We start from the raw sequence: 20,930 nt of genomic DNA, 5'->3' as shown, positions 1-20,930 counted from the left end.
GAGCGGACGTTACGTGACGGTTGCGACGCGACCACGACTAGGGCTCCTCTTTCTCTGCGCTGGAAAGCGCACAGTACCGGGAACTCATCTGACCACGCCCGGGATAAGACTCGGTTAAGACAGTTTTCGCGTACTCCAGGCGTACGCGATGCTCACTAAACCGACGTTACTCGCAGGTCAGCCTGGCGGCTCCCCAGTCCGCATGGTCATTGCCGTTGCCGTCACCGGCGTCGCCCGCCACGAGGTCCACGTAGCGGGCGCCGGTGAGGTCGGCGGTCAGTTCGTAGGCCGGGTCGGCGGCGCGCAGCACTGGGCTGTGTGCCTTGATCACCCCGTCGGCGACCACGCTGTACTCCACGGAGCCCCTGGTGGCCTGGACGTCGTCCACGCCGACGGAGGCTGTGAAGGCCGTACACCGGCCTCCGAGGTAGTAACGGACGTCGGCGGGCGCGTGCGTGCCCAGCCCCTTGGCGAACGTCTGGCCGCCGATCACGATCGGCGTGCCGTCGGCCGCGCCGAGGTCGCCGTTGGAGCGATCGCGTTCGACCGGCCCCCAGCCGTTGGCGGCGCTGACCCACTCCAGGTCGCTCGCCCAGGCGTCCGCGGTGGGCGGCGGCGGCGGCGTACGCACCGTCGCCACCGCGTCGAGCGACTTGGCGGCTCCCGCCGCGGTGTAGACGGCACGGGCCTTCAGCTCGTAGGTGGCGTAGGGCGCGTCCGCGGGCGGCGTCACCTTCCAGGTGGTCACCAGCTTGCCGCCGGGCTCCACGGTGCCGGTCCCGTTCCCGGTGACGTCCCATCCCTCGGGTACGCCCAGCGTCACCTTGACGTCCTGGGCCGTCACGTCCTCCAGGTTGACGAACGTCGTGGTGACCTCGGAGGCCGCCCCCTGCTCGAAGGCGGGTGAGGCGGGCACCACGTCCAGCGACCCGCACGCCTGGGCCTCGGGATCGGCACCGAGGTCCTTGACGGCGAAGTCGTCGAGGACGAAGTCGGCCCCGGCCTGCTCGGGCAGCAGCGAGCGGAGCCCGACCCAGGCCTCGCCACAGCCCGCGACCACCCGCTCGGCGAACCTGCCGGTGGTCCGCCGCTCGGGCACCGGTGTCCGCCGGGTCTCCACGCTGGACCCGCCCTTGTCGTAACCGGTCACCCAGGCGTAGGCGCCGGCCAGGGCGCTCTGGTAGCCGAACGACACCTCGTAGGCGTGTCCCGGCTCGAACCGGACGGTCTGCGGCACGGTCCGGTAGACCAGCCCCTGGCGCTCCTCGTGCGCCTTGAGCGACCAGTCGCCGCTGATCACGTCGTCGACGCTCTTGCCGTTCCAGCCCGCCCGCGTGTACGGATCATGCCGCTCCGACAGGTGCGTACGGGCGTCGAACGCGCCCCCGGCGTCACCCTTGACGAACGGGCCCCACCCCGGCTCGGCCGACTCGAACGTCTCGGTCTCACCCGCCGGGTCGCTCTTGAGGAGCCGTACGTCGTCCACCCGGACCTTCGCCTCACCTGCGGCGGCCGTGATCCGCAGCGTGACGGAGTCGCGCGGGGCGATGAAAGCGACCTTGACGCGCTGGAAGTAGGTGTCGTGCTTCTCGTCCGAGGCGATGTAGTTCTTCGCCGTCGAGCGCTGGATCGTCACCTTCTGGCCGCCGGCCTCCAGGGTGGTCTGCCTGGCTCGCCCGGGTTCGACCTCGACGAAGGCCGAGGCGGTGTAGGCGTGTCCAGGCTGGAGGCCGGTCAGCCGCTGCTCCAGCCGGGCCTGCGGGCCGCCGCCGAGCAGGGCCATGCGCTGGCCGAGCTCGTTCTTCTGGATACTCACCGGGCCGGTGACCTGCCAGTCGCGCAGTCCGTCGCCGTTGAAGCCGGGATCGCGGACGCCGCTCCCCTCGCCCCACCGGGGCGCGGCCTGGGCGGGCGCCCTGCCGGGGTAGAGCACGTACGGCACGCCCGCCTCGGCCCGCAGGGTGATCTTGCCGTCGGCCGGGGTGACGACGCCCACCCGGACCCGGCCCTGGTCGGTGAGCTTGTAGACGGTCAGCGGCCGGGTGGCGTCCCAGGTGGTGGTGCCGCCGGCCGGGTTGTAGTGGTAGTACTTGCCCTCCCACGGCAGCAGGTACGTGCCGCCGTCGAGCACCTTGTGACCGTCCGCGAACAACTGGCGCCTGCCGTCTGCCAACCTGCCGCTCACACCGCCGGTGAAGACGATCTCGTCGGCGTTCCAGTCGGTGATCTGGTAGTGCTGCAGGAACTTGGCCGGCAGGTTGTACTCCCAGATGTTGCGGTAGAAGGCGGTGAAGTCGTTCTCCGCGGTCCAGCCCTCGAACTCCACAATGCGGGCGTTCCCGAGAATGGGGTGGGCGTTCCAGACGTCCTTCTCACCGTTGCGGATGAACCGGATGATCTGCGAGTTCAGCCCCTTGTTGGTGGCTCCGCCGTAGTTGAGGTCGTTGGCCCAGTGTGACCAGAGCGACGAGCGCTCCAGCTTGTCGGCCCATTCGGTGGCCACCTGCCAGCCCTGTCCGCGCAGCTCGGTGAGCAGGCGGTCGGCGACCCAGCCGTGCGGCCGGTACACGTCCACGTACAGGACGGCCAGGTTCCTGTCGGTCTCGGCGCGCAGCTGCCGGAACCGCTTGGCGAGGGTGCCCCTGGTCAGGTCGCCACGCTGGTCTATCAGGTACGACTGGTCGAGCCAGTTCCAGCCCTTGGTGTCCTTGTTGACGAGCTGCTCGCTGAAGCTCTTGGCCTCGGGGTAGGACTCGGTGGCGTTGACGTGCACCCCGAAGGTGGCGTTCCAGTCTTTCCCGGTCTTGAGCAGGGTGTTGAGGTCGGCCAGGCCGCCGGCGCGCTTGTTGTAGTTGCCGCCGTAGTCGGGGTGGGCCGAGTCGTGGCCCTCCGACTGGTAGCCCTTGAGCAGGGCGAGCTGGCCCAGGCCGTCGGTGGCCAGCGAGATCCGCTTGACGTCGTCGAGCGTGCGCAGGAACGGGTGGGTGGCCTGGCTGGAGAAGTTGAACGGGATGTGCGCGATCACCCGGTCCTTGGTCTGGTCCGCGCCGGGCGCCTTGACGCCGATGCTCCTGAACGCGACCGCCCCGTCCTGCCAGTCGAGGGCGCCGTCGCCGTTGGCGTCGGGGGTGACCACGACCTTGGCCCACGGCAGGTCTTCGGTGAAGGGCGCGCCGGTGCCCCGGTAGGTCCACTGGCCGCTCCACACGCCCACCCTGACCCGGCCGCCGTCCTCCTGCCTGGCCTGGTGCCAGAAACGGGCCGCGTCCTTGTCGGTGACGCCTGAGGGGCGGTCGTAGGTGGAGTTCGACTCGACGGCGGCGGCCAGGGAGCCGGTGTTGACGATGGCGTACGAGGCGCCGATCGGGGCGGCGTCGGGCGCGGTCCGCGGGGTCACGGCGGCGAAGACGTCGGCCGTACGGGTGGAGTTGGGGTCGAGCCTGGTGAACGCGGTCGCGGCGCCCGGCTGGTCGCTCGACACCGACACCAGGTCGTGGCCCGGCAGGTCGATCGTGTTGACCCGGAACGCCTCGGTGTCGGTGACCGCGTCGATCGCGAAGGTCGTCACCCGGCCCTTGACGCGGATGCTGGCGTCCAGCGTGACCCCTGCCTCGACGGTCAGCCGGTAGCGGGCCGAGGCGCCGTCGGTGCCGCGCAGGGCGACCGTGGCTTGGTACGGCGTGCCGTTCAGCACCACGGCGGGCACCGCGGTGCTGCCGTCGAGCACGGCGCCGCTCGCCTTGTCGGTGTAACGCAGGATCCTCGGGAAGGCCGGGTCGAGCTCGACGGCCAGTTGCCCGGAGGAGATCGTGAGCGGCTCGGCTACGGTGGTGGGCTCGGGAGCCAGGTTCTGCTGCGTGGGGGGCGGGGGCGTGGGGCCGGTGGGCGACTGGTCCGGCGAGGGCAGCTCGTAGGTGGGCGTGGGCTCGGGCGCCGGGGTGGGGCTGCCCTGTACAGGGGTGGCCTGCGCGGGGGCGGCCTGCGCCGGGGCTGTCAGGGTGATCGCCGATAAGGCGAGGGCGGCCGCGAAACTAACAGGACGTCGACGCATATATGTCCCTTCAAAGGTATGCGTCGCACTGGGTGTGGCCCCGATACCCACACCCGCCGCCGCGACACGCGCCATGGACCGACGCCAGAAATACTGACACTTGTCCGGTTACGAGTCGCGGGAATTGACAGAAACAGTTAGGCGCGGGAACGGACGCCTTCGGCCATCTCGCGAGCCAGCACGGCGATCGACTCGCGACCCGCGGCCTCGTCGGGAGCGTCGAGCATCCGGCGGATGAACGCCGATCCCACGATGACGCCGTCGGCGTAGCCGGCCACCTCGGCCGCCTGCTTGCCGGTGCCGACGCCCAGGCCCACGCACACCGGCAGCGCGGTGTGCGCGCGGGTGCGCTTGACCAGGTCCTCGGCCGCCACGTTGACGGTCTCCCTGGCGCCCGTGACGCCCATCAGCGAGGCCGCGTAGACGAACCCGGTGCAGCAGTCGACGACGGCCTTGATGCGCGCCTCGGTGGAACTGGGCGCCACCAGGAACACGGTGTCGATGCCCGCCGCGGCCGAGGCCGCCCGCCACGGCTCCGACTCCTCCGGCGTCAGGTCGGGCGTGATCGTGCCGACGCCGCCCGCGTTGGCCAGGTCACGCGCGAACCGCTCGGCACCGTAGCGGTCGATCGGGTTCCAGTAGGTCATGACCAGCGTGGCCGCGCCGGTGGCGGCGACCCCCTCGACCGTCCGCATGACGTCGGCGATCCGGGTGCCGTTGAGCAGCGACCGGTGCACGGCGTCCTGGATGGTCGGCCCGTCCATGAGCGGGTCGGAGTAGGGCAGGCCGATCTCGATCACGTCGCAGCCGGCCTCGACCAGGGCGGCGGCCGCGGCGACGGCGCCCTCCTTGGACGGGAAGCCCGCGGGCAGGTAGCCGACGAGCGCGGCCCGGTTCGCCGCCTTCGCCGTGGCGAAAACCGTCTGAAGAGTAGTCATGATCGTCCGTTCTCAGTGGTCGAGGGCCGCATCGCCGCCGTCCTTGCCATGGTGCCATCGGCCGCTGTGCTCGGGCATCTCCCGGAGCCGGTGCGGCGCGAACCCCGGGCCGTCAGAGGTTGAAGTACTTCATCGCCGTGCCCATGTCCTTGTCGCCGCGCCCCGAGAGGTTGACCAGGATGGTCGCCTCGGGCCCCAGCTCACGGCCGAGCTCCAGCGCGCCCGCCAGGGCGTGGGACGACTCGATGGCCGGAATGATGCCCTCTGTCCTGGCCAGCAGCGAGAACGCCGCCATCGCCTGGTCGTCGGTGACCCCGTGGTAGGCCGCCCGTCCGCTGTCCTTGAGCCAGGCGTGCTCGGGCCCGACGCCCGGGTAGTCGAGGCCGGCCGAGATCGAGTGCGACTCGATCGTCTGGCCCTCCTCGTCCTGCAGGACGTAGGTGCGCGAGCCGTGCAGCACGCCGACCGAGCCGGCGGTGAGCGTGAGCGCGTGCTCGCCGCTCGCCAGGCCGTGGCCGGCCGCCTCGTAGCCGTGCAGCTGGACGCCCTCGTCGCCGATGAAGGCGTGGAAGATGCCGATCGCGTTGCTGCCGCCACCGACGCAGGCGCAGACCGCGTCGGGCAGCTTGCCGGTCAGCTCCAGCATCTGACGGCGGGCCTCGACGCCGATGATGCGCGCGAAGTCGCGCACGATCTCGGGGAACGGGTGCGGGCCCGCGACGGTGCCGAACAGGTAGTGGGTGGTGTCGACGTTGGTGACCCAGTCGCGGAACGCCTCGTTGATGGCGTCCTTGAGTGTCTGGGAGCCGTTGCTCACCGGCACCACCGTGGCGCCGAGCAGCTTCATCCTGGCCACGTTGAGCGCCTGGCGCTCGCAGTCGACCTCGCCCATGTAGATGACGCACTCCAGGCCGAGCAGGGCCGCCGCCGTGGCCGTGGCCACGCCGTGCTGGCCCGCGCCGGTCTCGGCGATCACTCGCTTCTTGCCGAGCCGCTTGGTCAGCAGCGCCTGGCCGAGCACGTTGTTGATCTTGTGGGCGCCGGTGTGCGTGAGGTCCTCGCGCTTGAGGATGATCCGCGCGCCGCCGGCCTGCTCGGCGAAGCGCGGCACCTCGGTCAGCGTGGTCGGCCGGCCCGCGTACGTACGCAGCAGGTGATCGAACTCGCGCAGGAACGAGGCGTCGTTCTTGGCCTTCTCGTAGACCGCGGCGACCTCGTCGAGGGCCGGGATGAGCGCCTCGGGAACGTAGCGCCCGCCGAAGATGCCGAACTTGCCGTGCACGTCGGGGTCGTTGCCGTAGGCGCCGTTACCCGCCAGGTCGGCGGCGGTGAGGATGGTGCCGTCGTTTGCCACTGCTATCCCTCTGCTCCGTGGTCGGGGCGCGTCGCGGGGTGAGCGCCGGCGGTCACCAGCGCCTCCACGGCCTTGCGTGGATCCTTGCCGGTGACCAGGCTCTCGCCCACCAGGACGGCGTCGGCGCCGACCCGCGCGTAGGCGAGCAGGTCATGCGGACCTCGAACGCCCGACTCCGCGATCTTGATCACATTATCGGGGACCTTGGGCGCCAGCTTGGCGAACACGTCGCGGTCGACCTCAAGTGTCTTCAAATTGCGGGCGTTGATCCCGATGATCCGGGCACCCGCCGCGACCGCCCGCTCCAGCTCCTCCTCGGTGTGCACCTCGACCAGCGGGGTGAGCCCGATGGACTCGGCCCGCTCGATCAGCGACACCAGGGCCTCCTGCTCCAGGCAGACCACCATCAGCAGCGCCAGGTCGGCGCCGTGGGCCCTGGCCTCCCAGAGCTGGTAGGAGGTCAGGATGAAGTCCTTGCGCAGGATCGGGATGTCGACGCGGGCACGGACCGCGGCCAGGTCCTCGAGGCTGCCGCCGAACTTGCGCCGCTCGGTCAGCACGCTGATGACGTGGGCGCCGCCCGCCTCGTAGTCGGCGGCCAGCGCGGCCGGGTCGGCGATCGCGGCCAGCGCGCCCTTGGACGGGCTGGAGCGCTTGACCTCGGCGATCACCGAGATCCGGTCGCCGCCGAGCGCGGCGATCGCGTCTTTGGGCGCGGCAGCCCGGTCGGCCCGCCGCTTGAGCTCGTCAAGCGACACGGCCTGCTGGCGGGTGGCGAGGTCGGCGCGCACCCCGTCGAGGATGTCGTCGAGGACGCTCGGCCCTTCGGTCCGCTCACTCACGCGCTTGGGGTCCCTCCGGTCGGCAGTTGGGGGCGGCAGAGAGTTCGCATCGCGTCCGCTCCCGGCCTGTCCTGCGATGGTATCGGCCCCGCACCGGTCACCTCACCACAGACCCCCGACTACGGCGCGAGGAACGCCCCGAATGGCAGGTTTCGGACCACCCAGTACACCAGCACTATGCCGAGAAACGCCCAAAGCCAAGCGGGATGCGCGAGTGTCGTCCGTCGCGGCCTTCCCTGCCAGGCGCGGACCAGCCAGCGCCCCCACCAGAACAGCAGGAAGGGGATCATCACCATGGCGAGCGGGTTGAGGCCGAGCGCGGTCACCGGGTCGAGGTGGGCCAGCGCGTGGATGGTGCGCAACGTACCGCAGCCCGGGCAGTACAGGCCGGTGGCCCACAGGAACGGGCAGGTCGGATAGTGGCCCGGCTGGTTGGGGTCGATCGTGCCGACGACCGCGAACACCGCCCCCGCCGCTGCGGCGACGCCGAGCGGCGCGAGCACGGACCTGAGCCGGTCGGTGCCGCGCCGCTCGATGTTCGCGGTGCCCATCAGTATCCGGAGGACGGCGCGTTCGCGGCGACGATCACGAACAGCAGGATGTAGCCGATGACGATGAGGATGTTGATGATCGCGCCGAAGATCAGCGCGCGCTTCCACCATGTCTTGGCCTCTTCCGAGGACTGGACGGCGCCCTGGTAGTCGCCGGCCTGCCACTTCGAGTTCACCTGTGACGACTTGACAATCGACACGATACCGAAGGGGAGGCAGCAGAACAGCGTCGTGAGGATGGCCGCGACCAGGTGGTTGTCCGGCGGGGTCTGCGGCGCGCCGTAGCCGCCGGGCTGGCCGTAGCCGCCACCGGGGGGCGGGCCGTAGCCGGGAGGCTGCTGGCCGTAGCCGCCGCCGCTCGGGGGCTGCTGACCATAGCCGCCACCGCCACTGGGCGGCTGCTGACCGTAACCGCCACCGCCACTCGGGGGCTGCTGACCGTAACCACCACCACCGCTGGGCGGCTGCTGGCCATAGCCACCGCCGGCGGGCGGCTGCTGACCGTAACCGCCACCGCCACTCGGCGGCTGCTGACCGTAACCGCCGCCGGGCGGCTGGGCGCCGTAACCGCCGTCGCCCTGGTTTCCGTAGCTCATGCTAATTGCTCCTCATGTGGTCATTCTGTGGCGAGTTGCGCGCGGCAGCCTAGCGACAAACCGCTAACGACGTGGAATAACGTCCACGTTGCGGACAATTTGTGACCGGACTGAAAGTCCTGCCGGTCAGTAGTTCCCGGCCGTGGCGGCGGTCGAGAGCCCCACCAAAGCGAGCCACATGCCGCCGAAGAAGATCCAAAGGATCACCCAGAGCACGATCGTGATGTACGAGGTGATCAGGCCGCCCATGGCCATGCCCTGGCCTTCCTCACCGGTGCGCTTGATGCGGCTGAGCGCCATGTGGCCGACGACGGCGCCGGGGATGCTGGTCAGGCCGCAGAACAGCAGGCCGACGATGCCCAGCACGAGCGAGGTGATGGCCAGCCCGCTGGTGGACCTCGGCGGAGCCCCGTACGCGCCGTAGCCGGGTTGCCCGTAGGCGCCCGGCGGCTGCTGACCATAGCCGTAGCCGGACTGCTGGCCGTACCCGTATTCACCGGATGGCTGCTGGCCGTAACCGCCCTGCCAGCCGTAGGAGCCGCTGGGCGGCTGCTGGCCATAACCGCTCGGGGGTTGCTGGCCGTATCCGGGAGGCTGACCGTAGCCCCCGCCGGGCGGCGGCGCGCCGTAACCCCCGCTGTTGCCCTCGTCCCCGTAGCTCATGCCCGTGGCTCCTCGTCCCCTCTTGACCCGTTGCAGAGGAAGCTTATTGACAAAACGTCCGGCGGTCCGGCAACGGTTCAGACCGTGGATTATTTGTGATGAGTCCGCGACAGAGAGGGATCGGCCGAGGCCGGGACCGAGGCGCTCGATCGGCCGCGCACCGCCGCCAGCACGCCGCCGAGAGCCGCCGCCGCGGTGGTGAGCAGGAAGGCGGTACGGAAGTCGCCATGGCCGGGCGACATGCCCAGAACGAGCGTCAGGACGGCCACGGTGACGGCACCGGAGAGATACTGCGACGTGGTCAGCAGCGCTCCCGCCGTGCTCTGATGGGCGGCCGGCACGTCATGGGTCCCGATGATGAACATGGACGTGTAGATGGCCCCGTGCCCGAACCCGCTGAGAAGCAGCCCGGGAAGCAGATCGGCGGCGTAGGAGTCCCCGTGCAGCGCCAGGGAGAGCCAGAGCAGACCCACGGTCGCGACGGCGAACCCGGCGACGAGCACGTTCGCCGCCCCGAACCTCCGCACCGCCCGTCCCGCCGTCGTGCTGCCGACGGTCACCATGATCGCCAGCGGCAGGAACGCCAACCCCGCTCGTACCGGCGTATATCCCTTCATTTCCTGCAGAAGCAGGGTGAGCAGGTAGAACTCCGACCCGACACTCGCCATGTAGAGCGCGGTCGCCGCCGCCCCGGCACGCAACGATCTCGTACGCCGCAGAACGGGCTCGATGAGGACGTTGGGCGAGACCCCCTCATTCCGTACGAACCCGACGAACAACACCACCGCAAGGCCGAGGCAGACGAGGGTCGCCGGCGACCCCCACCCTTGGGAGGAGCCGAGCGTCAGCCCGAGCACCAACGTGAGCACGGTGCCGGTCCCGAGCACCGAGGCGAGCACGGGAACGCGGTCGGGCGTGCCGTCGCCGGTGGCGGGCCGGGCCGAGGCGATCCAGACGGCCGCTCCCAGCGCGCACAGCAGCGTGAGCGGGACGTTGATGACGAACGTGAGCCGCCACGACGCCGCCGTCAGCAGCCCGCCGAGTATCGCCCCCACCGCCAGCCCCGAGGCGCCGACCGACCCCCACACCGCCAGCGCCCTGGCCCGCGACGCCCCCGGCGGGAACGTCGTCCCGATCAGCCCGAGCACGGCCGGCTGCAGCAGCGCCGCCCCGAGCCCCTGCACCCCCCGCGCGGCCAGCAGCAGCGTCCCGTCACCTGCCGCCCCGCCCACCGCGCTGGCGACGCCGAACAGCACGATGGAGACGACGAAGAGCCGCTTGGCGCCCACCCGATCCGACAGGCGCCCCCCGACCACGAGGAACCCGGCGAAGAGCACGGCGTAGGCGCTCACGATCCACTGGGCGAGCGCCGGTTCGAGCCGCAGGTCGGTGGCGATGCTGGGCAGGGCGATATAGATGATCGAGTAGTCGAGGGCGATGAGGAACTGCGCCACCGACAGCACGGCCAGCGTGGCGGACGCGCGCCCGGCCGCCGCGACCGCCCCCGCGGCCGCAGGCGCCGCGGTCAATTCCCGAGATGTCATGCGGACATGATCGAACCTTCACACTAGTGTGAAGGAAAGCCGTCGGGAGGAGTCGTTCCGGTGAGGATCGGAGAGCTGGCCGAGCGTACGAACGTGCCTACCCGGCTCCTGCGCTACTACGAGGAGCAAGGGCTGCTCTCCCCCAAACGGGCGGCGAACGGCTACCGCGACTATCCGGAGGAGCTCGTCGACCGGGTGACGCAGATCCGCGGCCTGCTCGACTCCGGCGTTCCGACGAGGATCATCAAGCAGATCCTCCCGTGCCTCGACAATCCCTGCACGATCCACGTCACGGACGCCACGCCGGAACTGATCGCGAGCCTCGAACAGCAGCGCGACCAGATGGACGCGCGCATCCGCTGCCTGGCCAGAAACCGCGACGCGATCAACGCCTACCTCGACGTGGTCCGCCGCGACCCGCACTAAGTCGGGTCGTCGCCGCGGTCCAGGGCGTCCCACAGGGAGCGGTCGTCGGTGGGCGGGGGTGGCTCCCGGGTGTATCGGGCGGACATGCCGGCCCATCCGCCGCCTCGTACGACGGCCACGACGCCGCCCGCGACCATCAGCGCCGCCCCGAGACCGCACACCACGGGCCACAACGCCACCGCGTCCCACTGGATCGCGCCGGTCACCCGCATGACGTTCCGCTCACGCAGCCAGCTCAGCACGCCGCTGCCGTCGGCCGCCTGCCACGCGCCGAGCCCGGCGCCCACTCCGCACAGGGCCAGCAGCACGCCGATCACCCGGCGGCCGATCGCCTTCGTGGCCAGCACGGCCACCACCCCGGCCAGCCCCGCCAGCGCCAGCGGCGTCAGCACCGGACTGAGGTCACCGCCGGTCGGCGCGGCCACCACGCCCGTCCCTGCGCCCCGGACATTCGTCACCCAGGCCCGCCCGGTGGCGACCAGCACCAGCACACACCCGAGCACCGTCCCCACCAGCCAGCCGACCAACTCCCGCCGCCCCCGCCGAACAGCGGCGTCCGTCTCCGGCCCCGTGCCCAGCTCAGCACCGATGCCCGGCTCAGGACCGGCACCCGGCTCTGGTCCGGTGTCCGTCATGGCGCGATCGTCACCTCGAGCGGATCGGCGTCGAAGCACGTGTGGTCACCGGTGTGGCAGGCCGCCCCCACCTGATCCACCTTCAGCAGCACCGTGTCACCGTCACAGTCGAGCGACACCGCCTTGACGTGCTGCACGTGTCCCGACGTATCGCCCTTCACCCAGTACGCCCCCCGGCTGCGCGACCAGTACGTGGCCCGTCCCGTGGTGAGCGTGCGATGCAGCGCCTCGTCGTCCATCCAGGCGAGCATCAGCACTTCGCCGGAGTCGTACTGCTGGACGATCGCGGGCACCAGCCCGTCGCCGTTGCGCTTGAGCCGCGCGGCGATCTTGGGGTCAAGGGACATGCCGTCATTCAACCAGCCGGAGTGGTCACTCCCCGAATCGGCTGACGGTCAGCGCAGCTGGTCGAGTGCCTGCGACAACGTCTCGTAGATCGGGAACAGCGGTGCGATGTTGGTCCGGCGCAGGCGTCTCATCACCTGTCCGTCCGTGGCCACCAGCGCCATGGTCCCGTCGCGGTCTCGCAAGGTGGCCAGCTGGCGCACCAGCACCCCCAGGCCTGTCGTGTCGATGAAGGTCACATTGCTCAGGTCGACGACCAGACGCGGTCCGTGGGTCGCGACCGCCTCGTCGAAGCATTTGCGGACCTTTGACACATTGTCCGCATCCACCTCACCCGCGAGGCTCACGACCACGCGCTCGCCATGCCGGCGTCGCGTCATTTCCAGCACATCCACGCCCATGCTCCTCATGACTCCGCCATCAGCGGGCCCCCGCGTGAAAAGGTACACGGGGCCGAGACGAGTTACCGAGGGTTTTGTGAAGAACGCATTACGTGATGGCGCGAGGCGGAGTAGTTTCCTGTGCTACGCGCGGCAGGGAGGGACGATCGTGGTGGACGTCGCGGGTTCCGTCCTCGATCCCGACCTGGGAGATCACGTCTGTCTGCCGTTCCACGGGGATCGGGAGCGGATGGCGGCGACCAGGGAGTTCACGGTGAACGGGCTGCGTCGCCACACCAGAGTGGTGATCATCACCCACACCGACACACCGGAGCGGACGCGGGAGTGGCTGGCGCCGCTCGTGCCGGGGCTGGCGGCGGCGGAGGCGGCCGGTCAGGTCGAGATCAAAGCCTGCGATCCCCGGTGGCTGCTGGGTGAGCTGGTCGCGGCCGGCGAGCAGGCCCGCGAGCACGGGCAGCGCGGCGTCTACGCGCTGGTCGACGCGGCGTGGGGGGTGCACGACGCGGTGGGGCTGGAGGGGTTCGAGGCGGCGGCCAACGCGTTGTTCGGTGAGCGGTGGCTGGCGGCCGTGTGCCAGTACGATCGCGGGCTGTTCTCGGCCGAGGCCGCGAACCGGGCGGCGGCCATCCATCCGATCGCGCCCGGGCAGGCGCTGCTGCGGTTCGCCAACCTGTGCCCGCAGCCGGGGCTGCGGCTGTCGGGTGACGTCGACATCACCAACAGGCAGGCGTTCGCCTCGGTGCTGGCGCAGTTGGAGGCGGTGGCGGCCGAGGTGGTCATCGACGCGACGGCGCTCGACTTCATCGACGCCGGGTCGGCCCAGTTGCTGGCGGTGACGGCGCTGGCCAGGACGGACCACCGCACGGTGGTGGTGTGCCGCGGGACGGTCGCGCGCGTGCTGCGGCTGATCAGGGCCGACGAGGCCGTCACCGTCCGCCGGGCCGGCGATGTATAGGCAGGTGCTGTGTACGGGATTCGCGCAAGGGCGGATCACGGCTCTGCGGAGGCTGGTCTCCGAGCACGCGGCCGAGGAGGGGCTGGCGGGCAAGCGGCTGGAGGACTTCGTGCTGGCGGTCAACGAGATCACCACGAACGCCGTGCTGCACGGCGGGGGCGGCGGGCTGCTGCGGCTGTGGCGGTACGACGACCGGTTGTGGTGCGAGGTGGCCGACAAGGGGCCCGGCCTGCCGCCGGGCTGGGTGGGCGCCTCATGCACTCCGCCGGGGCATGAGTCGCGCGGGCGGGGGTTGTGGCTGACCCGCCTGCTCTGCGACGAGGTCACGGTCCTGTCCGGCCCTGGCGGCACCAGCGTACGGTTCGCCGCCAGGGAAGCGGACAGTGAAGCCAGCGGGGAAGCCGGCAGTGAATGAGCCTACGAGTGCGCGGCCGACACCCAGGAGGCGTGCAGGTCGGCGTAGACGCCCGGCTCGGTCACCAGTTCGGCGTGCGACCCTCGCTGCACCAGCCGTCCCGTGTCGAAGACGAGCACCTCGTTGGCGTTCTCGGCCGTCGACAGCCGGTGCGCGATCGAGATGGCCGTCCGGCCCCGGGTGACGCCTTCCAGCGCCCGCGCCAGCCGTACCTCCGTCGCCGGGTCGACCGCCGAGGTGGCCTCGTCGAGCAGCAGCAGGTCGGGGTCGGCCAGGTAGGCGCGGGCGAGCGCGACGAGCTGGCGTTCGCCCGCCGAGAGCGACTCGCCGCGCTGGCCGACCGGGGTGTCGAGGCCCGCGGGCAGGCCTTCCAGCCAGTCGGCCAGGCCGAGTTCGGTCATGGCCAGCACGATCTCCTCGCGCGTGGCGGCGGGGCGGCCGTACTGGATGTTCTGCTCCAGAGTGCCGTCGAACAGGAAGCCGTCCTGCGGCACCATCACGATGCGCTCGCGCAGCGAGGAGAAGCGCACGTCGCGCAGGTCGTGGCCGTCGACGGTGACGCGGCCCGAGACCGGGTCCATGAGCCGGGTGAGCAGTTTGGCGAACGTGGTCTTGCCGGAGCCGGTCTCGCCCACGATCGCGATGCGCGAGCGCGGCGGGATCGACAGCGTGACCTCGCGCAGCACGGGGACGCCGCCGGGGTAGCTGAAGTGCACGTCCTCGAAGGCGACGGAGATCGGGCCGCGCGGCAGTTCCACGCCGGAGTCGCCGGGGTCGGCCACGTCCGGCGGCGTGTCGAGGACGCCAAGGATGCGCCGCCAGCCGGCGACCGCGTTCTGGGCCTCGTTCAGCACCTCGGTGGCGGTCTGCAGGGGCGAGACGAACAGCGTGACCAGGAACAGGAACGCCACCAGCCGCCCGGCCGTGATCTCGCCCGACAGCCCGAGCCGGACCCCGAGCAGGACGATCCCGGAGATGGCCACGGCGGCCACGATCTCGGTCAGCGGGAACACGAACCCGACGATCGTCTGCGCCTTGGTCTGCGCGGCCCTGTTGGCGTCGACGGCCGTGTCGATGCGGTCGGCGGTGCGCCGCTCGGAGGCGTACGCCCTGATGACGGTGGCGCCGACGACGGACTCGCTGACGGCGGCGAGCATGTCGCCGGTCCGCTCGCGGACGGTGGTGTAGGCGCCCGACAGCCAGCGCTGGAAGCGCGGCAGCGCGATCACCAGCGGGATGAAGCAGACCCAGACCAGCAGCGTGAGCTGCCAGGAGTAGACGAACATCAGCACGCTGGCCACGAGCACCTGGCCGAACGCCACGATGATCATCAGCCCGCCCCACTGCATGAACGTGCTGATCTGGTCGACGTCGTTGGTGACGCGGGAGACCAGGGCGCCGCGGCGCTCGGTGTTCTGGGTGAGCACGGACAGGTCGTGCACGTGGCGGAAGCCGCGGACCCGCAGGGTGGCCAGTGAGGACTCGGTCGCCTTGTAGAGGCGAACGTTCATGACATATCCGGCGATGGCGGTCAGGATCACGGCGGCGGCGCACAGGGCGACGGCCCGCCAGATGTACGGCATGTCGGGCGCGCTGCCCTTGAGGCCGGTGTCGATGGTCTGCTGCACCGCGATCGGCACGATGATCTTGCCGACGGTGGCGATGACGGCCAGCGCCAGCGTCCCTGCCAGGCCCCTGCGGAACTCCGGCGTGAGCGAGAACCCCTGGCGGATCGTGGCCAGCGCGGATCGCTCGGCGTTGCCGCGGATCCCCTGCTCCACGCTCATGCGCTGACCTCTTCCTCGGTGATCTCGATCTCGATCGCGGCCCGTTCGGCTTCCTCCCGCTCGTAGGCGGTCACCAGGTTCCGGTAGCCCTCGCAGCGCCCCAGCAGCTCCTCGTGGCCGCCTCGGTCCACGACCCGGCCCCGGTCCAGGTAGACGATCTCGTCGGCCAGGGCGATCGTGGCCATCCGGTAGGCGACGACCACGACGCTGGACGCCGCGTCGCGCAGGCCGTACAGGATCTTGGCCTCGACCTGCGGGTCGACGCTGGAGGTCGCGTCGTCGAGGATGAGCAGGCGCGGGCGGCGGACGACCGCGCGGGCCAGCGCGAGCCGCTGGCGCTGGCCGCCGGACAGTGACGTGCCGCGCTCGCCGACGCGCGTGTCGAGGCCCGAGGCGAGCCTGCCGACGAACGCGTCGGCCTGGGCCACGCGCAGCGCCGCCCACACCTCCTCGTCGTCGACGTCCAGGCCGAGCGCGATGTTGCCGCGTACGGTGTCGTCGAACAGGAAGGTCTGCTGCGGCACCAGCGCGACGGACCCGGCCAGCGCGCCGTAGGCGAGCCGCCGCACGTCGACGCCGTCGAGCAGCACCTGTCCCGAGGCCGGGTCGACCAGCCGCACGAGCAGCTGGACCAGCGTCGACTTGCCGGAGCCGGTCGGCCCCACCAGAGCGACGGTACGGCCGGCGGGCACGCCGAAGGTGACGTCGTGGAGCACCGCGTCCGTGCCGTAGGCGTAGGAGACGCCCGACACCTCCAGCTCGGCGGGCCGGGCCTCGCTCAGCTCGGCCTCGCCGTACTCCATCGACCCCTCGGCGTCCAGTACGGCCTGCACCCGCTGCCAGCCGACGACGCTGCGCGGCAGCTCGGCCAGCACCCAGCCGAGCGCCCGGATGGGAAAGGACAGCAGCGTGAACAGGTAGGCGACCTGCACCAGTTCGCCGGAGTCGATCGAGGCGGTGGACAGCCGCAGCGCGCCGACGCCGAGCACCGCGAGCACGCCGAGCGTGGGCAGCGCCTCCAGCATGGGGTCGAACAGCCCGCGTACCCGGCCGACCGCGATGTTGGCGTCGCGCAGCTCGTGCGCGCGCCGCCGGAAGCGCTCGGTCTCCGTCGCCTCCCTGCCCAGGGTCTTGACGACGAGCGCGCCGTCGAAGCTCTCATGGGCGATCTCGCTGACCTCCGCGCGCAGTTGCTGGGCGCGGGTGGCGAGCGGGCTCAGCCGGCGCTGGTACACCAGGTTCAGCACGGCGATCGCCGGGAAGATGAGGAAGCCCACCAGGGCGAGCATGGGATCGGTGAGCAGCATCCCGATCGCCGCGGTGAACAGCATGACGATCACGCCGACCGCCATGGGCAGCGGCGCCAGCGGCGCCCAGGCCGCCTCGGCGTCGGCGCTGGCGTTGGACAGCAGCTGTCCGGTCGGGTGCCGGTGGTGCCACGACAGCGGCAACTGCAGATACTGCCTGGTGACCGCGCGCCGCGACCGGGCCTGCATGCGGTACTGCATGAGCCCGGCCAGGATGCGCCGGCCCGCCACGCCGATCGACTTGAGCAGCGCGGCGCCCATGATGAGCAGCGTCCCGGTCCACAGCGCGCCCGCGGTGGCGTCGCCCTTGTCGAAGGCGGGAAGGACGACGTTCTGCGTGGCCCAGCCGAGCGCCCAGGCGGAGGCCACGGTCATGCCTCCATACAGCGCGCTGGCCAGGACGGCCGCGGCGAACACCGCCTTCTCCGCGCGAACGGCCACCCCAAGGACGCGCAACCCTTGACGCATGACAGCCGAGGTGACCTTGCTCGCCACTCGTAAAGTTTCCTTTCCCCGTCTATTTCTACATATGTGACTATCACGGCTGATCATCACGTTATTCCCGCGGGTAGGGTTGGCGGGTGACTCACGCTCGCAGCGAACGCGCCGCGCTATGCGACCTGCTCGACCGGCTCGGCCCGGACGCCCCGACGCTCTGCGAGGGCTGGAAGACCGCCGACCTGGCCGCCCACCTGGTCCTGCGCGAGCGCAGGCCCGACGCCGCGGGCGGCATCGCCCTCAGACCACTGGCCGGCTACACGGCCTCGGTGCAGGAGGGGCTGAAGGCCAAGCACCCCTACCCCGAGCTGGTCGACCTGGTCCGCACGCCGGGCGGCGTGTACGGCCTGCTCCCCTTCCTCGACGACGCCGTCAACACCCTGGAGTACTTCGTCCACCACGAGGACGTGCGCCGCGCGCAGCCGGAGTGGGAGCCACGCGAGCTGCCGGCCGACCTGGAGCAGATCATGTGGAAGCGGGTCGCCAGCGGCAGCCGGCTGATGCTGCGCAGATCCCCCGTGGGCGTGGTGCTGCACCGCCTGGGCGGCGGCGTCACGCTGGGCGGCGCGCGCCAGGGCCCGAAGGTGGAGGTGACGGGCCGGGCGGGCGAGCTGGTGCTGTTCTGCTTCGGGCGCCAGGAGCACGCGAGAGTCGAGCTGACCGGCGATGCCGACGCCATCGCCCGGCTCAAGAACGCCAGACTGGGTATGTGATCGGTACGCCAGGTTTCCGGGTTCGGTAGGCGCTCGGCCGATACCTCTTGGCCTTACCATGGCGTGAGAAACGAGCCCCCCGGTTAGGATCAAGGAACGTCTTCATAGAAGATGCCAAGGATCGCCCAGATCCGGGTATATACGGCTGGGAATGGACTGCAGGAGGCCCCCATGCAGGTCAAGAAGGTGGTCACGTACGTTGCAGTAGCGTTCGTGATCTTCTACCTTTTCACCAAGCCGACCCAGGCCGCAGCCGCGGTCAACGGCGTGTTCGACGGGATCGTCCACGGCGCCAACCAGTTGGCCGTCTTCTTTACCAATGTGTTGACCTGACGTGTGGTTCTGTCTGTGTTAGACGCTTCCCCACGATGCCAGATCGTGTTACGCAGGCAGAATGAGAGATCGTCCGAGCGTCACCAAGATCAATCAGCCTGATCCCCACGTCCGGCGCATCCTCGAACGCGCCGAGCTCGAGGGGATCGAGCTGATCCGCTTCCTGTACGCCGACCACGGAGGCGTCATCCGTGGGAAGGCGGCATCCCGGTCGCGACTCGCCGAGCGGCTCAACTCCGGGATCGGGCACACGGTGGCCATGATGGCGATGAACATGCTCGACCAGTTGCAGGAAGTCGAGCACCTCGGTCCGGTGGGCGAGGTGCGCATCGTCCCCGACCCCTCCACCTTCGTCCCCCTCCCCCACGCTCCCGGCGCCGCGGCGATGCTGTCCGATCTACGCAATCCGGACGGCTCCCCCTGGGACGCCTGCGCACGCACCTTCCTCAAGGACGCCATCGGGACACTGGCGGACGAGGGCTACACGCTGGTGGCCGCCTTCGAGCCGGAGTTCACGCTCGGGCGCCGGCTGCCCGACCCGGCGGGCGGCTTCGACCGGCTGGTGCCTCTCGACGACGCTCTCTGCTACGCCGGCACCGGCTTCGACACCGCCCACGACTACACGATCAAGCTGATGCACGCCCTGGAGACGCAGGGCCTGCGGGTCGAGCACTACCACCCCGAGCTGGGCCCGGGCCAGCAGGAACTGTCCGTACGGCACGCGCCCGCGCTGCGCGCCGCCGACAACCACGTCCTCTACCGCGAGACCGTGCGCGGAGTGGCGATGCGCATGTCGATGTGGGCGTCGCTGGCCCCCAAACCGCTGGCCGACCAGGCGGGCAACGGCGCCCACCTGCACCTGTCGCTCTGGAACGACACCCAGAACGTCTTCGCCGAAGACAGCGAGTTGCGGGAGTGCTTCATCGGCGGCCTGATCGCGCACCTGCCCGCCCTGACCGCGCTGACCTGCGGCAGCGTCAACAGCTTCCGGCGGCTGGCACCGCGCACCTGGGCCAGCGCGTACGCCGTCCACGGCCCCGACAACCGGGAGGCCGCGATCCGGATCTGCTCGCCACTCGGCGAGAGCGGCGAACCGAACCTGGAGCTGAAGCCCTCCGACTCCTCGGCCAACCCCTACCTGTCGCTCGGCGCGGTCATCCACGCCGGGCTCGACGGGATCCGCCGCAAGCTGGACCCGGGCGAGGCCGTCGACGTCGACCCCGACACGCGGCCCGGCCGCTACCGGCGCCTGCCCGCCTCATTGGACGAGGCGCTCGACGCCCTGGAGGCCGACGAACTGCTCATGGAGGCGCTCGGCCCGCTACGGCGTAGCGCGTACCTGGCCGTCAAGCGGTCCGAGGCCGCCGCGTTCGCGGCCCAGGACGCCTCCTATGAGCTGTTCCACCACATGCGGGTGTTCTAGCGGACCGGATATCCGGCCATCCGCAGCGTGTCCTTGACCTCGGAGATCTTCAGCGTCCCGAAGTGGAACACGCTCGCCGCCAGCACCGCGTCGGCGCCGGCCGCGACCGCCGGAGGGAAGTCCTCCAGCCGCCCGGCGCCGCCGCTGGCGATCACCGGCACCCGGACCGCGGCCCTGACCGCGCGCAGCATCTCGAGGTCGTAGCCGTCGAGCGTGCCGTCGCCGTCCATCGAGTTGAGCAGGATCTCACCGACGCCGAGCTCCTCACCGCGTGCGGCCCACTCGACCGCGTCGATGCCGGTGCCGCGCCGGCCGCCGTGCGTGGTCACCTCGAAGCCGCTCGGGGTGCCCGGCGCCCGGCGCGCGTCGACCGACAGCACCACACACTGCGCGCCGAAGCGCCGCGACGCCTCGGTGAGCAGCTCGGGCCTGGCGATCGCGGCGGTGTTGAGCGACACCTTGTCGGCTCCCGCGCGCAGCAGCGTGTTGACGTCGTCGACCGTGCGGATGCCACCTCCCACGGTCAGCGGGATGAACACCTGCTCGGCGGTCCTGCGCACCACGTCGAGCATGGTCTCGCGCTCGCCCGACGAGGCGGTGATGTCGAGGAAGGTCAGCTCGTCGGCGCCTTCGGCGTCATAGCGTCTGGCCAGTTCGACCGGGTCGCCCGCGTCGCGAAGGTTCGCGAAGTTGACGCCCTTGACCACGCGCCCCGCGTCCACGTCCAGACACGGGATCACCCGTACGGCTACCGTCATGCCCGCAACGCCTCAATCTCGATCTCGACCAGCATCTTCGGATCGACCAGCCCGGCGACCCGCACACCGGTGCAGGCGGGGCGTACCCGCCCGAACACCTCGCCGATCGCCCGCCCAACCTGGTCGAAGTGGCCGTGCTCGACCACGTAGTAGCGGACCATGACCACGTCTTCCCTGGTCAGGCCGCCCATCTCGACCGCTTCCAGGGCGATGTCCATGGCGGTCCTGCTCTGCAGGTAGGCGTCGTCGTGGTGACGTACCTCGCCGTCGACGGTGGCGGTGCACCCTGACACGATCACCCGGTCGCCGACGACCACCGCCCTCGCGTAGCCGTACCTCTCCTCCCAGATGCCTCCGGAGAACACCCGTCCGGTGCTTTGCATACTCATGTTGCC

General features: G+C 70.6%; 21 protein-coding genes. 6 read left to right on the top strand and 15 right to left on the bottom strand.

The features are described 5' to 3' along the window. Positions 1-166 precede the first annotated feature (166 nt). The 8 genes from AB0B91_RS13735 to AB0B91_RS13700 form a co-directional block, all read right to left on the bottom strand. A complete protein-coding gene (locus AB0B91_RS13735) occupies positions 167-4,051 on the bottom strand; it encodes an endo-alpha-N-acetylgalactosaminidase family protein (protein ID WP_358318607.1) in 3,885 nt (1,294 codons plus the stop codon). A gap of 137 nt (positions 4,052-4,188) precedes the next feature. Continuing rightward, positions 4,189-4,989: a tryptophan synthase subunit alpha gene (gene trpA, locus AB0B91_RS13730; protein ID WP_214637618.1), complete on the bottom strand. Its 801-nt coding sequence runs from the start codon at positions 4,987-4,989 to the stop codon at positions 4,189-4,191. A 112-nt stretch (positions 4,990-5,101) separates the two neighbouring features. Continuing rightward, positions 5,102-6,307, bottom strand: a complete 1,206-nt coding sequence (gene trpB, locus AB0B91_RS13725) for a tryptophan synthase subunit beta (protein ID WP_358319182.1) — start codon at positions 6,305-6,307, stop codon at positions 5,102-5,104. 38 nt (positions 6,308-6,345) lie between these two features. After that, entirely contained in the window at positions 6,346-7,185 is an 840-nt protein-coding gene (gene trpC, locus AB0B91_RS13720) for an indole-3-glycerol phosphate synthase TrpC (RefSeq protein WP_358318606.1), read from the bottom strand. A 119-nt stretch (positions 7,186-7,304) separates the two neighbouring features. Continuing rightward, on the bottom strand, positions 7,305-7,736 hold the full coding sequence (locus AB0B91_RS13715) for a DUF2752 domain-containing protein (RefSeq protein WP_358318605.1): 432 nt from the start codon (positions 7,734-7,736) through the stop codon (positions 7,305-7,307). After that, complete coding sequence (locus tag AB0B91_RS13710; protein ID WP_358318604.1) at positions 7,736-8,332, bottom strand: CD225/dispanin family protein; 597 nt, start codon at positions 8,330-8,332, stop codon at positions 7,736-7,738. Before AB0B91_RS13710 ends, AB0B91_RS13715 begins: the two co-directional genes overlap by 1 nt. Positions 8,333-8,458: 126 nt before the next feature. Continuing rightward, positions 8,459-8,995, bottom strand: a complete 537-nt coding sequence (locus tag AB0B91_RS13705; RefSeq protein ID WP_358318603.1) for a DUF4190 domain-containing protein — start codon at positions 8,993-8,995, stop codon at positions 8,459-8,461. Positions 8,996-9,084: 89 nt separating this feature from the next. Next, positions 9,085-10,539 carry an MFS transporter gene (locus AB0B91_RS13700; RefSeq protein ID WP_358318602.1) on the bottom strand — a complete coding sequence of 485 codons (1,455 nt, stop codon included), beginning with the start codon at positions 10,537-10,539 and terminating at the stop codon, positions 9,085-9,087. Between the two features lie 60 nt (positions 10,540-10,599). Between AB0B91_RS13700 and AB0B91_RS13695 the strand changes: the two genes are divergently transcribed. After that, complete coding sequence (locus tag AB0B91_RS13695) at positions 10,600-10,965, top strand: MerR family transcriptional regulator (protein WP_358318601.1); 366 nt, start codon at positions 10,600-10,602, stop codon at positions 10,963-10,965. On the opposite strand, the gene AB0B91_RS13690 is transcribed toward AB0B91_RS13695, so the two are convergent. From AB0B91_RS13690 to AB0B91_RS13680, 3 genes are read right to left on the bottom strand one after another with little or no spacing between them, the layout of a single operon-like run. Then, the gene (locus tag AB0B91_RS13690) at positions 10,962-11,600 is read right to left on the bottom strand and encodes a Trp biosynthesis-associated membrane protein (protein ID WP_358318600.1); all 639 of its coding nucleotides are present in this window, start codon (positions 11,598-11,600) and stop codon (positions 10,962-10,964) included. The genes AB0B91_RS13695 and AB0B91_RS13690 overlap by 4 nt on opposite strands. After that, positions 11,597-11,947: a phosphoribosyl-AMP cyclohydrolase gene (hisI, locus tag AB0B91_RS13685; RefSeq protein ID WP_358318599.1), complete on the bottom strand. Its 351-nt coding sequence runs from the start codon at positions 11,945-11,947 to the stop codon at positions 11,597-11,599. The genes AB0B91_RS13690 and hisI overlap by 4 nt, the downstream gene beginning before the upstream one ends. A gap of 48 nt (positions 11,948-11,995) precedes the next feature. Then, entirely contained in the window at positions 11,996-12,340 is a 345-nt protein-coding gene (locus AB0B91_RS13680; protein WP_358318598.1) for an STAS domain-containing protein, read from the bottom strand. 154 nt (positions 12,341-12,494) lie between these two features. Here AB0B91_RS13680 and AB0B91_RS13675 point away from each other — a divergent pair, with 154 nt between their 5' ends. Then, a complete protein-coding gene (locus tag AB0B91_RS13675) occupies positions 12,495-13,301 on the top strand; it encodes an MEDS domain-containing protein (protein WP_358318597.1) in 807 nt (268 codons plus the stop codon). Next, positions 13,294-13,716 (top strand): ATP-binding protein, encoded by a 423-nt coding sequence (locus AB0B91_RS13670; RefSeq protein ID WP_358318596.1) that lies wholly within the window; start codon positions 13,294-13,296, stop codon positions 13,714-13,716. Before AB0B91_RS13675 ends, AB0B91_RS13670 begins: the two co-directional genes overlap by 8 nt. A 2-nt stretch (positions 13,717-13,718) precedes the next feature. On the opposite strand, the gene AB0B91_RS13665 is transcribed toward AB0B91_RS13670, so the two are convergent. Together AB0B91_RS13665 and AB0B91_RS13660 are read right to left on the bottom strand one after the other, a co-directional pair. Further along, positions 13,719-15,503 carry an ABC transporter ATP-binding protein gene (locus AB0B91_RS13665; RefSeq protein WP_358318595.1) on the bottom strand — a complete coding sequence of 595 codons (1,785 nt, stop codon included), beginning with the start codon at positions 15,501-15,503 and terminating at the stop codon, positions 13,719-13,721. Further along, the gene (locus AB0B91_RS13660; protein ID WP_358319179.1) at positions 15,500-17,278 is read right to left on the bottom strand and encodes an ABC transporter ATP-binding protein; all 1,779 of its coding nucleotides are present in this window, start codon (positions 17,276-17,278) and stop codon (positions 15,500-15,502) included. The genes AB0B91_RS13665 and AB0B91_RS13660 overlap by 4 nt, the downstream gene beginning before the upstream one ends. A gap of 113 nt (positions 17,279-17,391) precedes the next feature. Between AB0B91_RS13660 and AB0B91_RS13655 the strand changes: the two genes are divergently transcribed. The 3 genes from AB0B91_RS13655 (at position 17,392) to AB0B91_RS13645 (ending at position 19,777) form a co-directional block, all read left to right on the top strand. Next, positions 17,392-18,021: a TIGR03085 family metal-binding protein gene (locus tag AB0B91_RS13655; RefSeq protein ID WP_358318594.1), complete on the top strand. Its 630-nt coding sequence runs from the start codon at positions 17,392-17,394 to the stop codon at positions 18,019-18,021. A gap of 171 nt (positions 18,022-18,192) precedes the next feature. Continuing rightward, complete coding sequence (locus AB0B91_RS13650; RefSeq protein ID WP_358318593.1) at positions 18,193-18,354, top strand: hypothetical protein; 162 nt, start codon at positions 18,193-18,195, stop codon at positions 18,352-18,354. Positions 18,355-18,415: 61 nt separating this feature from the next. After that, positions 18,416-19,777: a glutamine synthetase family protein gene (locus tag AB0B91_RS13645; protein ID WP_358318592.1), complete on the top strand. Its 1,362-nt coding sequence runs from the start codon at positions 18,416-18,418 to the stop codon at positions 19,775-19,777. Here the strand turns inward: AB0B91_RS13645 and hisF are convergent. Both hisF and AB0B91_RS13635 read right to left on the bottom strand, forming a co-directional pair. Further along, on the bottom strand, positions 19,774-20,535 hold the full coding sequence (gene hisF, locus AB0B91_RS13640; RefSeq protein WP_358318591.1) for an imidazole glycerol phosphate synthase subunit HisF: 762 nt from the start codon (positions 20,533-20,535) through the stop codon (positions 19,774-19,776). The genes AB0B91_RS13645 and hisF overlap by 4 nt on opposite strands. After that, on the bottom strand, positions 20,532-20,924 hold the full coding sequence (locus AB0B91_RS13635) for a Rid family hydrolase (protein WP_358318590.1): 393 nt from the start codon (positions 20,922-20,924) through the stop codon (positions 20,532-20,534). Before AB0B91_RS13635 ends, hisF begins: the two co-directional genes overlap by 4 nt. Positions 20,925-20,930: the final 6 nt, after the last annotated feature.

Source organism: Nonomuraea sp. NPDC049141, assembly GCF_040648415.1.
Classification (GTDB): Bacteria; Actinomycetota; Actinomycetes; order Streptosporangiales; family Streptosporangiaceae; genus Nonomuraea.
Note: the sequence above shows the minus strand (reverse complement) of the source record. Positions and strands in the feature narration are given on the sequence as shown.

What these genes read in the sequence shown, in the direction of transcription:
- AB0B91_RS13735 (WP_358318607.1), bottom strand. Translation starts at nt 4,051, where the DNA reads ATGCGTCGACGTCCTGTTAGTTTCGCGGCCGCCCTCGCCTTATCGGCG.
- trpA (WP_214637618.1), bottom strand. Translation starts at nt 4,989, where the DNA reads ATGACTACTCTTCAGACGGTTTTCGCCACGGCGAAGGCGGCGAACCGG.
- AB0B91_RS13715 (WP_358318605.1), bottom strand. Translation starts at nt 7,736, where the DNA reads ATGGGCACCGCGAACATCGAGCGGCGCGGCACCGACCGGCTCAGGTCC.
- AB0B91_RS13710 (WP_358318604.1), bottom strand. Translation starts at nt 8,332, where the DNA reads ATGAGCTACGGAAACCAGGGCGACGGCGGTTACGGCGCCCAGCCGCCC.
- AB0B91_RS13705 (WP_358318603.1), bottom strand. Translation starts at nt 8,995, where the DNA reads ATGAGCTACGGGGACGAGGGCAACAGCGGGGGTTACGGCGCGCCGCCG.
- AB0B91_RS13700 (WP_358318602.1), bottom strand. Translation starts at nt 10,539, where the DNA reads ATGACATCTCGGGAATTGACCGCGGCGCCTGCGGCCGCGGGGGCGGTC.
- AB0B91_RS13690 (WP_358318600.1), bottom strand. Translation starts at nt 11,600, where the DNA reads ATGACGGACACCGGACCAGAGCCGGGTGCCGGTCCTGAGCCGGGCATC.
- hisI (WP_358318599.1), bottom strand. Translation starts at nt 11,947, where the DNA reads ATGTCCCTTGACCCCAAGATCGCCGCGCGGCTCAAGCGCAACGGCGAC.
- AB0B91_RS13670 (WP_358318596.1), top strand. Translation starts at nt 13,294, where the DNA reads ATGTATAGGCAGGTGCTGTGTACGGGATTCGCGCAAGGGCGGATCACG.
- AB0B91_RS13665 (WP_358318595.1), bottom strand. Translation starts at nt 15,503, where the DNA reads ATGAGCGTGGAGCAGGGGATCCGCGGCAACGCCGAGCGATCCGCGCTG.
- AB0B91_RS13660 (WP_358319179.1), bottom strand. Translation starts at nt 17,278, where the DNA reads ATGCGTCAAGGGTTGCGCGTCCTTGGGGTGGCCGTTCGCGCGGAGAAG.
- AB0B91_RS13650 (WP_358318593.1), top strand. Translation starts at nt 18,193, where the DNA reads ATGCAGGTCAAGAAGGTGGTCACGTACGTTGCAGTAGCGTTCGTGATC.
- AB0B91_RS13645 (WP_358318592.1), top strand. Translation starts at nt 18,416, where the DNA reads ATGAGAGATCGTCCGAGCGTCACCAAGATCAATCAGCCTGATCCCCAC.
- hisF (WP_358318591.1), bottom strand. Translation starts at nt 20,535, where the DNA reads ATGACGGTAGCCGTACGGGTGATCCCGTGTCTGGACGTGGACGCGGGG.
- AB0B91_RS13635 (WP_358318590.1), bottom strand. Translation starts at nt 20,924, where the DNA reads ATGAGTATGCAAAGCACCGGACGGGTGTTCTCCGGAGGCATCTGGGAG.